General features: G+C 56.9%; 16 protein-coding genes, 1 pseudogene and 2 other annotated features. All 17 genes and pseudogenes read right to left on the bottom strand.

Annotation, left to right across the window (positions count from 1 at the left end):
- Positions 1 to 43: 43 nt before the first annotated feature.
- The 17 genes and pseudogenes from rplL to EG886_RS00750 all read right to left on the bottom strand — a co-directional run bounded on the left by rplL (position 44) and on the right by EG886_RS00750 (position 12,804).
- Positions 44 to 409 carry a 50S ribosomal protein L7/L12 gene (gene rplL, locus EG886_RS00830; RefSeq protein ID WP_124726388.1) on the bottom strand — a complete coding sequence of 122 codons (366 nt, stop codon included), beginning with the start codon at positions 407 to 409 and terminating at the stop codon, positions 44 to 46.
- A 58-nt stretch (positions 410 to 467) separates the two neighbouring features.
- Positions 468 to 980 carry a 50S ribosomal protein L10 gene (gene rplJ / locus EG886_RS00825; RefSeq protein WP_124726387.1) on the bottom strand — a complete coding sequence of 171 codons (513 nt, stop codon included), beginning with the start codon at positions 978 to 980 and terminating at the stop codon, positions 468 to 470.
- 25 nt (positions 981 to 1,005) lie between these two features.
- Positions 1,006 to 1,158, bottom strand: a sequence feature (ribosomal protein L10 leader region).
- A 56-nt stretch (positions 1,159 to 1,214) separates the two neighbouring features.
- Positions 1,215 to 1,910 (bottom strand): 50S ribosomal protein L1, encoded by a 696-nt coding sequence (rplA, locus tag EG886_RS00820; protein WP_124726386.1) that lies wholly within the window; start codon positions 1,908 to 1,910, stop codon positions 1,215 to 1,217.
- A gap of 83 nt (positions 1,911 to 1,993) precedes the next feature.
- The gene (gene rplK / locus EG886_RS00815; protein ID WP_124726385.1) at positions 1,994 to 2,419 is read right to left on the bottom strand and encodes a 50S ribosomal protein L11; all 426 of its coding nucleotides are present in this window, start codon (positions 2,417 to 2,419) and stop codon (positions 1,994 to 1,996) included.
- A 155-nt stretch (positions 2,420 to 2,574) separates the two neighbouring features.
- Positions 2,575 to 3,111: a transcription termination/antitermination protein NusG gene (gene nusG, locus EG886_RS00810; RefSeq protein ID WP_124728606.1), complete on the bottom strand. Its 537-nt coding sequence runs from the start codon at positions 3,109 to 3,111 to the stop codon at positions 2,575 to 2,577.
- Between the two features lie 48 nt (positions 3,112 to 3,159).
- Positions 3,160 to 3,384, bottom strand: a complete 225-nt coding sequence (secE, locus tag EG886_RS00805) for a preprotein translocase subunit SecE (protein ID WP_124726384.1) — start codon at positions 3,382 to 3,384, stop codon at positions 3,160 to 3,162.
- Positions 3,385 to 3,441: 57 nt separating this feature from the next.
- The gene (gene rpmG, locus EG886_RS00800) at positions 3,442 to 3,591 is read right to left on the bottom strand and encodes a 50S ribosomal protein L33 (RefSeq protein ID WP_124726383.1); all 150 of its coding nucleotides are present in this window, start codon (positions 3,589 to 3,591) and stop codon (positions 3,442 to 3,444) included.
- 373 nt (positions 3,592 to 3,964) lie between these two features.
- The gene (gene sigH, locus EG886_RS00795) at positions 3,965 to 4,567 is read right to left on the bottom strand and encodes an RNA polymerase sporulation sigma factor SigH (protein ID WP_241154409.1); all 603 of its coding nucleotides are present in this window, start codon (positions 4,565 to 4,567) and stop codon (positions 3,965 to 3,967) included.
- Between the two features lie 145 nt (positions 4,568 to 4,712).
- Positions 4,713 to 5,234 carry an NYN domain-containing protein gene (locus EG886_RS00790; RefSeq protein WP_124726381.1) on the bottom strand — a complete coding sequence of 174 codons (522 nt, stop codon included), beginning with the start codon at positions 5,232 to 5,234 and terminating at the stop codon, positions 4,713 to 4,715.
- Positions 5,227 to 5,967, bottom strand: coding sequence for a 23S rRNA (guanosine(2251)-2'-O)-methyltransferase RlmB (gene rlmB / locus EG886_RS00785; RefSeq protein ID WP_124726380.1), 741 nt, complete (start codon positions 5,965 to 5,967; stop codon positions 5,227 to 5,229). Before rlmB ends, EG886_RS00790 begins: the two co-directional genes overlap by 8 nt.
- Positions 5,960 to 6,406 carry a Mini-ribonuclease 3 gene (locus tag EG886_RS00780; protein ID WP_124726379.1) on the bottom strand — a complete coding sequence of 149 codons (447 nt, stop codon included), beginning with the start codon at positions 6,404 to 6,406 and terminating at the stop codon, positions 5,960 to 5,962. The genes rlmB and EG886_RS00780 overlap by 8 nt, the downstream gene beginning before the upstream one ends.
- Positions 6,403 to 7,809 (bottom strand): cysteine--tRNA ligase, encoded by a 1,407-nt coding sequence (gene cysS, locus EG886_RS00775; RefSeq protein WP_124726378.1) that lies wholly within the window; start codon positions 7,807 to 7,809, stop codon positions 6,403 to 6,405. The genes EG886_RS00780 and cysS overlap by 4 nt, the downstream gene beginning before the upstream one ends.
- A 61-nt stretch (positions 7,810 to 7,870) precedes the next feature.
- A pseudogene (gene cysE / locus EG886_RS00770) lies at positions 7,871 to 8,524 on the bottom strand (serine O-acetyltransferase); the annotation flags it as partial.
- A gap of 74 nt (positions 8,525 to 8,598) precedes the next feature.
- Positions 8,599 to 8,842 (bottom strand) — a binding site (T-box leader).
- A gap of 29 nt (positions 8,843 to 8,871) precedes the next feature.
- Positions 8,872 to 10,350 carry a glutamate--tRNA ligase gene (gene gltX, locus EG886_RS00765; protein WP_241154337.1) on the bottom strand — a complete coding sequence of 493 codons (1,479 nt, stop codon included), beginning with the start codon at positions 10,348 to 10,350 and terminating at the stop codon, positions 8,872 to 8,874.
- A gap of 40 nt (positions 10,351 to 10,390) precedes the next feature.
- A complete protein-coding gene (ispF, locus tag EG886_RS00760) occupies positions 10,391 to 10,870 on the bottom strand; it encodes a 2-C-methyl-D-erythritol 2,4-cyclodiphosphate synthase (RefSeq protein WP_124726376.1) in 480 nt (159 codons plus the stop codon).
- Complete coding sequence (gene ispD, locus EG886_RS00755; protein ID WP_338134650.1) at positions 10,845 to 11,549, bottom strand: 2-C-methyl-D-erythritol 4-phosphate cytidylyltransferase; 705 nt, start codon at positions 11,547 to 11,549, stop codon at positions 10,845 to 10,847. Before ispD ends, ispF begins: the two co-directional genes overlap by 26 nt.
- A 157-nt stretch (positions 11,550 to 11,706) precedes the next feature.
- Positions 11,707 to 12,804, bottom strand: coding sequence for a PIN/TRAM domain-containing protein (locus EG886_RS00750; protein ID WP_124726375.1), 1,098 nt, complete (start codon positions 12,802 to 12,804; stop codon positions 11,707 to 11,709).
- Positions 12,805 to 12,807 lie beyond the last annotated feature (3 nt).

Raw genomic sequence — 12,807 nt, 5'->3', positions numbered from 1 at the left:
CCCGCCGACGGACTGCGGCGGGTCCTGCCGGATTCAAGCGCAATTACTTGATTTCGACTTTTGCACCGGCTTCTTCGAGTTCTGCTTTGATTTTTTCCGCTTCTTCTTTGGAGACGCCTTCTTTGACCGGAGCCGGGGTTCCGTCCACCAGAGCTTTTGCTTCTTTGAGGCCCAGACCGGTGATGCCGCGGACCACTTTGATGACGTTGATTTTGGAAGAACCGGCATCAGCCAGGATCACGTCGAATTCGGTTTTCTCTTCGGCAGCTTCGGCAGCAGCGCCACCGCCGGCCATAACCACCGGAGCAGCTGCGGTCACGCCGAATTCTTCCTCGATGGCTTTGACGAGATCGTTCAGTTCCAGAACGCTCATGCCTTTGATCGCTTCAATGATTTGCTCTTTCGTCATGATGATACCCTCCCTGTGTCAGGTGAATTGGATGGAAACAATCGAAAACGTCCACCGATCAGGCTTGTTCGGCAGCAGCGCCTTCCTCGCCTTTGTCCGCAACGGCCTTGACGGCCAGCGCGAAGTTGCGGATCGGAGCCTGCAGCACGGACAGAAGCATGGACAGGAGACCTTCGCGGGACGGCAGGTCCGCCAGAGCCTTGATCTCATCCTGGGTGACCATCCGGCCTTCCACCATACCGCCTTTGATCTCCATTTTCTTGCTGTCCTTGGCGAATTTGTGGAGCACTTTCGCCGGAGCGACGACATCCTCGTAGCTGAACGCCAGGGCGGACGGACCGGTCAGGAATTGAGACAGGTCATCCTGACCCACCTGCTCGGCGGCTCGTTTGGTCAGCGTGTTTTTGAGAACGTGGAACTCCACGCCGACTTCGCGAAGCTGTTTGCGGAGTTCGTTCATTTCTTTCACGGTCAGACCGCGATAATCAGCCACGATCGTGCTTTTGCTCTTTTGCAGTTTCTCGGCGATTTCCGCCACAACCGCTTTCTTTGCCTCAAGCGCTTTGGACACACGGCCCACCTCCTCGTCGGGGATTATGGAAAACAGAAAAAGCCTCCGCAGACATTACGAAGGCTCCGTGGGCACTGACATGTTGCAGCACTGCAAAACCGTACCCGATCATCACCTCGGTAGGATGTTTCAGCGCACATGGCGCACCTACTGTCTACGGCAATGCTTTGATTCCATTTTCAAGCACCGGTTCCAGCATACCGAACCGTCGACGGTTTGTCAACGTTTCGTCGGTCAGCGGGTGAAATGTTGCGGGTTGACGCGCACACCCGGTCCCATGGTGGAGGAAACGGTCACGCTTTTCATGTAGGTTCCCTTGGCGGCGGCCGGTTTTGCCTTGATCAGGGCTTCAGCCAGCGCCTGCAGGTTCTCGGCCAGTTTCTCGACCGGGAAGGAAACCTTTCCGATGGCGGCATGAACGTTGCCGGCCTTGTCTGCACGGTACTCGATTTTACCGGCTTTGATCTCTTTCACGGCTTTTTCGACCTCAAACGTGACGGTACCGGTTTTCGGGTTCGGCATCAGACCTTTCGGACCGAGAATCCGACCCAGGCGCCCCACCTGACCCATCATGTCGGGGGTGGCGACCACCACGTCGAAATCGAGCCATCCTTGGCTCACCTTGTTGATCAAGTCTTCGTCACCGACAAAATCGGCTCCGGCAGCTTCCGCTTCCTTCGCTTTTTCACCTTTGGCGAAGACCAGGACGCGTTTGGTTTTGCCCGTGCCGTGCGGCAGCACCACAGCGCCTCTCACTTGCTGATCTGCTTTCTTGGTGTCCACTCCCAGACGGAAAGCGGCTTCCACCGTTTCGTCGAATTTGGCCTTGGACAGGCTTTTCACCAGTTCAAGAGCTTCCTGAGGCTCGTAAAACTTTTCACGGTCCACTTGTTTGGCGGCCTCAAGATACTTTTTTCCGTGCTTTGCCACTTCCTGTTCCTCCCTTCGTGGTCGTAACGGATGATCCTCCCACTTTCAAGCCGCCCGATTCGCGCGGGCGACAGGGGGCTCTGTCAGTCTTCGATGACAATGCCCATGCTGCGCGCGGTGCCTTCGATCATCCGCATGGCGGCTTCCACGTCGGCTGCGTTCAGGTCGGGCATTTTCAATTCGGCAATCTCGCGAACCTTGTCGCGTTTGACCGTGGCCACTTTCTTCTTGTTCGGTTCACCGGACCCGGATTCGATGCCGGCGGCTTTCTTCAGCAGAACGGCAGCCGGAGGGGTCTTGGTGATGAACGTGAAGGAACGGTCTTCAAATACCGTGATTTCCACCGGGATGACCAATCCGGCCTGATCTGCGGTGCGAGCGTTGAACTCTTTGCAGAAGGCCATGATGTTCACGCCGGCCTGACCCAGTGCCGGACCGACAGGCGGCGCAGGATTGGCTTTACCTGCGGGAATTTGCAGCTTGACCACTTTGATTACCTTTTTGGCCACGCGAACCTACCTCCTTCAAACATGTGGTTATCTCGGGCATGACCCTCCCACGGAACGGCAAGCTCCCGCATCGGGCTTGCGCGCGCCCACAGACGGGGGTAACAAACGATATTACTTTACCACATCGTCCATCCATGCGCAAAGAAAAGAATCCGTCAAATCTTTTCCACCTGGATGAAATCCAATTCCACCGGCGTTTCCCGCCCGAACATGTTGACGAGGACCTTCAGCTTGGAACGCCCCACATCCACTTCTTCGATGCGGCCGACGAAATTGGCGAACGGTTCTCCGTCCTTCACCCGGACCGTGTCGCCCACGGCGAGATCGATCTCGGGTTTTGCTTCGTAAATGCCCATCTGGCGCAAAATCGCGTTCACTTCTTCCGGCATGAGGGGAGTCGGCTTCGAACCGGCGCCTGATGATCCCACAAACCCCGTCACTCCGGGAGTGTTCCGCACCACATACCACGAGTCGTCCGTCATGATCATTTCGACCAGGACGTATCCCGGAAAAACCTTGCGCATGACCGTTTTCTTCTTGCCGTCCTTCACCTCGGTGCCCTGTTCGACCGGGACAAGGACGCGGAAAATCTTGTCCTGCATTCCCATCGATTCGACGCGTTTTTCCAGGTTGGTTTTCACCTTGTTCTCGTAGCCAGAATACGTGTGAACCACATACCAGTGCTTCTCCATGGTCATCAGGGCCTTAAGGTCCCTGTCCCCCCCTTGCGTTTTCACTGCCTAAGACGTGATCAACCGAACCAGGTGGTAGATTCCGGAATCAACGACGAAGAAGAAGATGGACAGCAACAGAGTAATGATGAGCACGACCGCGGTGCTGCTCACCAACTCCTGGCGGGTCGGCCATTTGACTTTTTTCAGTTCCTGGACGCTGCCACGGAAGAAACCGGCGGTTCCGGAAACACTCCGTTTGATTCCGCGCCCGATGCTTGCGAGAAATGCCATGCTGTCACCCCCATCGTTCGGATGAAACGGTTTAAGCCCAACAGCCCGTGGAACCGATTACTTCGTCTCGCGATGCGTGGTATGGGCATTGCAACGCGGGCAGTATTTGCGGAGCTCCAGGCGGTCCGGATGCTTGCGTTTGTTCTTGGTCTGTGCGTAGTTCCGGGAGCGGCATTCCGTGCATGCCAGGGTGATGTTGACCCGCATGATGACACCTCCTCTTCCGGTTCGTGGCAGATCACCGTTCATGGGATGAAAGTGATAGAATACCCAAACTACATTATCATACAGCCGGATGCCCTGTCAATTCTCGAACCGCTTGACATTCCCATTATAGACCCGTTTTCGGCCGTCGAATCCCCTTCCGTTTTTTTCTGCCCGTGGAGAAATTTGTCGAAACGGCATCATTTCCGTTTCATCAAAGGTTTTTCCGCCCGATTTGTTCACGAACTTCACGTTTTCGCCACAGACGAAAGAGGGATTGTGGCGAGGTTTGTCGAAAATACAATGTAAAGAAAAGACAGGTGCCCCACACACCCGTCTTTTCGAGAGATCAAGCGGAAGGTTCCGATTTTTTGTTCTAGATGGAGATTTCGCGCACTTCCAGATACTTTTCGAGCTTTCGCTTGACACGTTGCAGAGCGTTGTCGATCGATTTCACGTGGCGATTGAGATCGACGGCAATCTCTTGATAGGAACGGCCGTCGAGATAGAGCATCAGCACTTTCCGTTCCAGGTCGCTGAGGATCTTGGCAATTTTATCTTCAATATCGTTATACTCTTCCTGGCTGATGTAAATCTCTTCAGGGTTTGATAGACTGCCAGGGATCTTGTCCAGGAGCGTACGGTCCGTATCGTCGTCATACGCGGGCTTGTCCAGCGATACATATGAGTTGAGCGGAATGTGTTTTTGACGGGTCGCTGTCTTGATGGCCGTGATGATTTGCCGTGTGATGCAAAGTTCGGCAAACGCCTTGAACGAAGCCAGCTTGTCCCCCCTGAAATCGCGGATGGCCTTGAACAGGCCGATCATCCCTTCCTGAACGATGTCTTCATGATCGGCCCCCACCAAAAAATATGACCTGGCCTTGGCTCTGACGAAATTTTTGTACTTATTGATCAAGTATTCGAGTGCTTGGTGGTCTCCCACCCGCACACCGCGCACCAAGTCCTCATCGGCCATGTTGCTGTAATCCGCGGGTTCCTCGTACACGGCCGAATGGATGGACTCCAGATTTACACTCACCGCTTTCCCCCCCGACCTAGTAGCCTATAACCCCACAGTAAGGATATTATAGCCCACGTCTACAAAACCGTCAAATTTTCCCCTATTTTTTCCTCCTCCATTTTTCAAGCTTTTTGAACGCTTCCGCATCCAGACGCTCTTCCAGAGGATTTCTCGCTTTTTCCCGTTCTTCTCTTCGCAGCCTTTCCCCGAGTTCCTTCTTGGCCAAACCGATTTTCTGAAGAAGTTCCCGGGAAGAGAGGCGATAAGCCCCTTGCCCGAAAACCATGCGCTGCTCCAGATAGTCGGAAGTGGCGACATAGATCACCCGGTGCGGGCTTTTGAACTGTTTGACGAAGCGCTCGATGAATTCATCGGCCGTTTCGTCCCGACGGGTGAAAAAGACGGTCACCTGTTCCAGCACCTGCTCGGAGCCGGCACCGGCCGCGTGATGCGCATCGAACACGATGAACACTTTTTGCCCGGACATGGCCTGGTATTCGGACAGGGCGGTGATCAGCCGGCTGCGCTGTTCCTCGAGGTTCCGGGGCTGCCAGCGCACGCGCGGATCGGCCCCGATCACGTTGTACCCGTCCACCACCAGCCATTCTTCCCGTTTAGCCATGAGCGTTCCGGCTGCGCAACACTTCGTACATGAGAATGCCCGCGGCGACGGAAGCGTTGAGGGAAGTCACGTTTCCCCGCATCGGCAATTTCACCAGGAAATCGCATTTTTCCTTGAGCAGCCGTCCCATGCCCTGGCCTTCGCTGCCGATCACCAACGCCACCGGTACCGTGTAATCCACCCCGGTATACAAGGTGTTCGCCGCACCGTCGCTTCCCACCAACCAGACCCCCCGCTCCTTCAGCTCTTCGGCAAACTGATTGAGATTGGGCACCTTGGCAACCGGAACGTGTTCGAGCGCCCCCGCCGCGGCTTTGGCCACGGAAGCCGTGAGACCCACGGCCCTGCGCTTGGGAATGACGACCCCGTGAGCCCCCGCCGCATCGGCGCTTCGGATGATCGCCCCGAGATTGTGCGGATCTTCGATGCCGTCGAGCAGGATGAAGAAAGGAGATTCCCCGCGGCTTTCCGCCCGTTTGAACAATTCTTCGACGGAAGCATAGCGCCATGCCGCAATCTGGGCCATCACTCCCTGATGGTTCTTTCCTTCCGCAAGCTTGTCCAGTTTGGCCCTGGGGACCCGCTGAACCGGGATCCGGGATTCTTTCGCCTTGTCGAGGATCGCCTGAAATCCTCTCATCTGAACGCCCTGGGCCAGCAGCACTTTTTCCACCCGGCTTCCCGCGGCGAGTGCTTCCAGGACGGCATGTTTGCCCATGATCCAGTCACTCATTGGCGTGTTCTCCTTTTTCGTCCGTTTCCGCAGATTCGATGATGATTTGCATCAATTCGCCGATCCGTTCCCCGTTTCCCAGGCAGTACAGATGACCGACCAAGGCCTCCAATCCCGTGCTGTGCCGGTACTCGGAAACACTCGCGTTTTTCGGGGAACTTCCGGATTTGGCGTTTCTTCCCCTTTTCACGATCTGTTTTTCTTCTTCGGTGAGCAGGGGCTCCAGCCGCTTCAGCGCCCGGGCCTGGGCAGGGGCCGACACGTATCGGACCGCCGATTTCTGCCATTCGGCCGGCTTCATGATCCCGCGCGCCGCCAGATGCCAACGGATGTACAGTTCAAACACCGCATCGCCCAGATAGGCGAGCAAAAGGGGAGGAAGCTCTCCCGGACGTTTGGGAAGCCGGGAGAGTTGGCCGAACAACCCGGGACGGTTCATGCTCTTCTCCACCTGACGCCCTGCGGCGTGTCTTCCAGGATGATGCCCATCGCCTTCAGTTGGTCGCGGATGGCATCCGCCCGGGCGAAATCACGCGCTTTCCGTGCCTGCTGCCTCTCCTCGATCAATGCCTCGATTTCGGCATCCAGCATTTCATCCGCTTCGAGGCGCACCAATCCCAATACGTTCCCGGCATACTCCCGGAACCAGCCGAGCAGTTCGTGGACGGAATCGGCGGTGACGACGGGTTTGGCCAGCCATTCATTGGCCGTGCGCACGGCTTCGAAGACGGCGCTGATCGCGTTGGCGGTGTTGAAATCATCGCTCATGGCCTCATGGAACAGGCGGGTCGCTTCATCCAGCCGCGCGGTCAATTCGGGATCCGATTCTCCCGGGAGCGCCGACTGCAGGCGGTGGCGCAAATTGTCGACCGCGGTTTGCATGCGCAACACGGCGTTTTCCGCCTGATTCATCACTTCATCGCTGAACGAAATGGGGCTGCGGTAATGGGCGGACAAGAGGAAGTAGCGGAGCGAGGCGGGCGAGTACAGCTTCCGCAGCTCGTGCACCGTTTTTACGTTGCCCAGCGATTTGGACATTTTTTCATTGCCCATGTTGATGTATCCGTTGTGCAGCCAGTATTTGACGAACGGTTTGCCGGTCCACGCCTCGCTCTGGGCGATCTCGTTCTCGTGATGCGGGAAGCAAAGATCCGCGCCGCCCGCGTGGATGTCCAGCGTGTCTCCGAGATATTGCCGGGCCATCACCGAGCATTCGATGTGCCATCCCGGCCGGCCTTTCCCCCACGGGGAATCCCAGGAGATTTCTCCCGGTTTGGCCGCTTTCCACAAGGCGAAATCCATCGGGTGTTCCTTGTCCTCGTTCACCTCGATGCGGGCACCGGCTTTCAGTTCGTCCAGGGATTGGTGGGTCAGCTTTCCGTATCCTTCTTTTTTCAGGGTGCGATAGTAGACGTCTCCGTTCTTTTCGTACGCGTACCCCTTTTCGATCAAGGCCCGGATGGCTTCGATGATGCCGTCGATGTGCTCCGTCGCCCGGGGATGAACGTCCGCCCGGCGGACGCCGAGCGCGTCCATGTCTTCGAAATACGCCCCGATGAACCGCTCCGCAATCACCGGCACCGGATCACCGGTTTCCTGCGAGGCGCGAATCAGTTTGTCATCCACGTCGGTGAAGTTCTGCACGTAGGTCACCTTGTATCCGACATGGCTCAGGTAACGGCGAACCACATCAAAGAACACGAAAACCCTGGCGTTTCCGATGTGAATGTAGTTGTACACGGTGGGACCGCATACATACATCCGGATTTCCCCGTCATGAACGGGTTCCAGAAGTTCTTTGCTCCTCGTCAGCGTGTTGTACAGTTTCAGCTCTCGTTTCATCGGATGTTCCTCCTTGCTCTCCGCCGGATCCTCCCTCAAGGGGTTCCTGCGTCCGGACGGAATGCTCCGTTTCCCGAAGGCGTTCCCGCAACATCCTCACTTCTTCCTTGAGCCCCGCGATTTCCGCCTGGAGGGACCGCCAGATTTCGGCCACCGGGTCCGGGAGGTTGACATGGTCCAGATCCTGATTGACCCGGACGCCATCCTGGATCACGACGCGGCCCGGCACGCCCACCACCGTGGAATTGGGCGGAACCTCCCTGAGCACCACGGACCCGGCCCCGATCTTGGCTCCTCTTCCCACGCGGATGGAGCCCAGCACCTTGGCTCCGCTGGAGATCAGGACATGATCCTCAATCGTGGGATGCCGTTTGCCTTTTTCCTTACCGGTCCCTCCCAACGTCACGCCCTGGTAGATGGTGACATAATCGCCGATCTCGCAGGTTTCCCCGATCACGACTCCCATTCCGTGATCGATGAACACTCCTTTTCCGATTTTGGCTCCCGGATGGATTTCGATTCCGGTGAAAAACCGGCTCAGCTGCGAGATGATCCTCGCGATGAGAAACATGCGACGCTTGAAAAACCAGTGGGCCAACCGATGAGCCCAAATGGCGTGCAATCCCGAATAGGTGAGTACGACTTCCAGAGTGCTTCTGGCTGCGGGGTCCCTGTCAAACACTGCCTGGATGTCCGCCTGAAGCGTCCGGCGAATCTCCTTCAAGCCCTTAACCCATGACATCGGTCGTTCCCCCCTCAGAAGAAATAAAAAATCCCTGCAGCCATCGCTGCAGAGACGGAGGTGGTCCGCGGTCCCACTCTGCTTGAACCCGGCAGTCCCGCACCACAGGGTACGGCCGGATTCCTCTTTTGACCCGTTAACGGCGGGGGCCGGGTGCTCCTACTTCGGCATGCGCCGGTTCGGACACCTGCTCATGGGTGCATTTCAGGGCCGCGGAACAGGGCTTCGCACCGGCCAGCCCCTCTCTGAAGTTCCCGACAATCCCCTACTTCTCCCAGTCATCGCGCCTTGTTCAATTCCTGCACACATTCAATCCTTTTTTATTTTCCCCGAAAATCGCCGATATTGTCAACGCAGGAACGGATGCGGCGAAGAACCGTATCGCGTCCGAGAAGCGACAAGGTTTCGCGCAGGTCCGGACCGTGCACCACGCCGGTGGCCGCCGCGCGAACCGGCATGAACAGCTGTTTTCCTTTGTAACCCGTCTCTTTTTGGACCTGCTTGAACATGTCCTTGATGTCATCGGGCGCAAAGGAGGTCATGCCGGCCCATTTTTCCGCCACCGCGGAAAGTACCATCGGTACGTGCTCTTCGGAGAGAACGGCTTTCGCTTCTTCCTCATACCTTACGTCGCTTCGGAAAAAGAGTTCGGTCAGTTCCACGATCTGGGCGGCATATTCCAACTGTTCCTGATAGAGCGCCACAAGCCGGGTGACCCACTCCATCCGCTCGGGCGAGAGGTTTTCCTCAATCCTTCCCGCCTTCCTGAGATGGGGAAGCGCGAGAGAAACGATCCGCTCAAGCGGGGCTTTCTTGATGTATTGTCCGTTCATCCATTTCAGCTTTCCGGTGTCGAAAATGGCCGGCGCTTTGGAAACCCGCTCCAGAGAGAATCGATCGATCAACTCGGACATGGAGAAGATCTCCTCTTCTCCTTCCGGAGACCAACCCAAGAGGGCGATGAAATTGACGATCGCCTCGGGCAGATACCCTTGCTCGCGGTATTGGTCGATGAACTGGATGATCGTTTCGTCCCGTTTGCTCATCTTTTTGCCTTCGCTGTTCAGGATGAGCGGAATGTGTCCGAACGTGGGAATCTCAAATCCGAGCGCCTCGTAGATCAGAATCTGCTTCGGCGTGTTGGACAAGTGCTCCTCGCCCCGCAGGACGTGCGTGATTTTCATCAGCGCGTCGTCCACCACCACCGCGAAGTTGTACGTGGGGCGCCCGTCCGGTCGACGGATGACAAAGTCGCCGATCTCGTCGGACTCGAACTTGACCGTGCCGCGAATGGCATCCTCGATGACGATGGTTTTTCCTTCGGGAACCCGGAACCGGACGCTGGGAACCCGCCCTTCCGCCTCGAATTTGGCCCGCTGCTCGGGCGTGAGATCCCGGTCCCAACCGCTGTACTTGGGTTTCTCCCCGCGGGCGATCTGCTCTTCCCGTTCCCGTTCCCGCTCTTCCGGAGTGCTGTAGCTGAGATACGCTTTTCCTTCGGCCAACAGTTTGTCCACGTACCGGTTGTAGATGTCCAGGCGTTCCATGCAACGGTACGGACCGTAAGGCCCTCCGATGTCGACCGATTCATCCCAGTGAATGCCCAGCCATTTCAGCATGGCCATCTGTTTTTCATCCGCACCCGGAATGTTTCGTTCGGTGTCGGTGTCCTCGATCCTGACGATGAAATCACCGCCGTGCTTCCTGGCGAGCAAATAACTGAACAGCGCCGTCCGCGCCCCTCCGATGTGCAGGTGGCCGGTCGGGCTGGGAGCATACCTCGTACGAACTCTGGTCACGTTGTTTCTCTCCTTTGCCCCAAGGTTCCGGTCAGCAAGGTCACGGTTTCCTGACAAGGCACACGACGGCCATGGCGGCGATTCCCTCTTCCCGCCCGGTGAATCCCAATTTTTCCGAGGTCGTCGCCTTGACATTCACCCGATCCGTTTCCGCTTCAAGAATCTTTGCAATCCGTCTGATCATGTCCGGTATGTAAGGGGCCATCTTCGGCTTTTGGGCGATGATGACCGAATCGACGTTTCCCAACACATATCCTCGCTCCTTGGCCAGCTTCCACACATGGGCCAGGAGCTTCCCGCTGTCCGCGTCTTTGAAGGCCGGGTCGGTGTCGGGAAAATGCTTTCCGATGTCTCCGAGCGCCAGCGCCCCCAATACGGCATCCGCAATGGCGTGCAAGAGAACGTCGGCATCGGAGTGACCGATCAATCCCCGTTCATGCGGAATGGTCACGCCGCCGATGATCAGCGGTCTTCCTTCTCCCAACTGATGAACGTCAAATCCTTGTCCGATGCGAATCATGTCCGGTTCTCCCCGCCTTCCGTATCGCTTCCGCCACCATCCAGTCTTCCGGAGTGGTGATCTTGATGTTGGTGTACTCCCCTTCCACCACCCGCACGTCAAACCCCGCCTCTTCCAGCAACATGGCATCGTCGGTCGCCCAGCCGTCCCTGGAAGCGGCCCGCTCATGGGCAGACAGGAGCCATTCCCTGCGAAACGCCTGCGGAGTCTGAACCGCCCACAATTTCCGGCGGTCGGGTGTCTCTTCCACGATTCCCGCGTCGTTGACGACCTTTACCGTGTCTTTCACCGGCACTCCCAAGATGGCGGCTCCGTGCAACCGGGCGGCGTCCAGCAGCCGGTCAATGGCCGCATGGGTGACAAACGGCCTGACGGCATCATGCACCATCACCAGTTCGGCGGAAACGACTCTGAGCGCCTTGAGCACGCTTTCCTGACGTTCCCTGCCCCCCGCCACCACACGAACCGGTGTCCCGTATCCTTCCGCGGAAACCAGCGAACGCGTCCGCTCCAACTCCTCTTCGCGGACGGCAATGACGATTTCGCTCACGTCGGGATGTTGATCAAACACATCGATGGTATGCAGAAGGACAGGGCGTCCGGCAAGCGGCATGAATTGCTTGCTTTCCTTCGTGCCCATCCGTTTTCCCGTTCCTGCCGCCGGCAAGATCACGCCCACATCCAAGAAACTTGTCCCCTTTCAAGGCAAGAATGCCCGTCATCGGTTTAGAATAAACCAATTCCGGGCGTTTCGGCAACCGTGTGTTTTGAGTTTTCCCAAGCGATGCGGATTCCTCCATGCGGCGCCATGAACCGTCGATGACCGCGTGCATGCGTTACAGAGCCCTCTCCAGCAGTTTCGGCTTGGCAAAAATCATCCGACCGGCAGACGTTTGCAGCACACTGGTGACCAGCACGTCGATCCGGTCGCCGATGTACTCGCGTCCGCCTTCGATGACGATCATCGTTCCGTCGTCTAGGTATGCCACGCCCTGACCGTGCTCTTTTCCGTCCTTGATCACCTGGACATTGATCTCCTCGCCGGGAAGAACGACGGGTTTGACCGCATTGGCCAAGTCATTGATGTTGAGAACGCTGACGCCTTGAAGTTCACACACTTTGTTCAGGTTGAAATCGTTGGTGACCACTTTTCCCGACAACACCTTGGCCAACTTGACCAGTTTGCTGTCCACCTCGTTGACCTCTTCAAAATCCCCTTCGTAAATGAGGACTTTCACGTTGGATTCTTTCTGGATTTTGTTCAGAATGTCGAGGCCTCTCCGGCCGCGGTTGCGTTTGAGCACATCCGACGAATCGGCGATATGTTGCAATTCTTCGAGAACAAAGCTCGGAATGACGAGGGTTCCCTCGAGGAAGCCCGTTTTGCAGATGTCGGCGATCCGTCCGTCAATGATCACGCTGGTGTCCAGAATCTTGTGCTCGGCATACGTTTTCGGTTCGTCCTTCTTGTTTCGGGCCTCCCGATTTTGCCGGCCGAGCCGGAAAACAGATATGAGTTCATCCCGCTTTTTGAACCCCACCCGGAATCCCAGATAGCCGAGAACTCCGGAAAAGATGAACGGCAACACCTGATTCACGACCGGAATCGGAAGTTGCGACACAGGTTGCTGGATCAAAAAGGCCACGATCAAGCCGAAAATCAGCCCCATCGCTCCAAACAGGCCGTCAACGGCTGGAATCTTGACCAGACGCTCTTCACTCCATCGGATCCATCTCACCACGTTCCCCGACAGCCAGAACGTCGCGACAAACATCAGGAGAGCGCCCAATCCGGCCCCGATGTACTTGGGACCCGGCACTTCTCCGAAATTCAGGGGAGAACGTTGAAGCAACCCGAAAAAGTTATCCCCGATCAGGTAGCCGGCCGATGCTCCGACCAGAATGAAGGCCAACTGGACAAAACGTTTCAGCACGGG

Origin of the sequence: Staphylospora marina, assembly GCF_003856495.1 — a bacterium.
In the GTDB taxonomy this organism is placed as follows: domain Bacteria; phylum Bacillota; class Bacilli; order Thermoactinomycetales; family Thermoactinomycetaceae; genus Staphylospora; species Staphylospora marina.
Note: the sequence above shows the minus strand (reverse complement) of the source record. Positions and strands in the feature narration are given on the sequence as shown.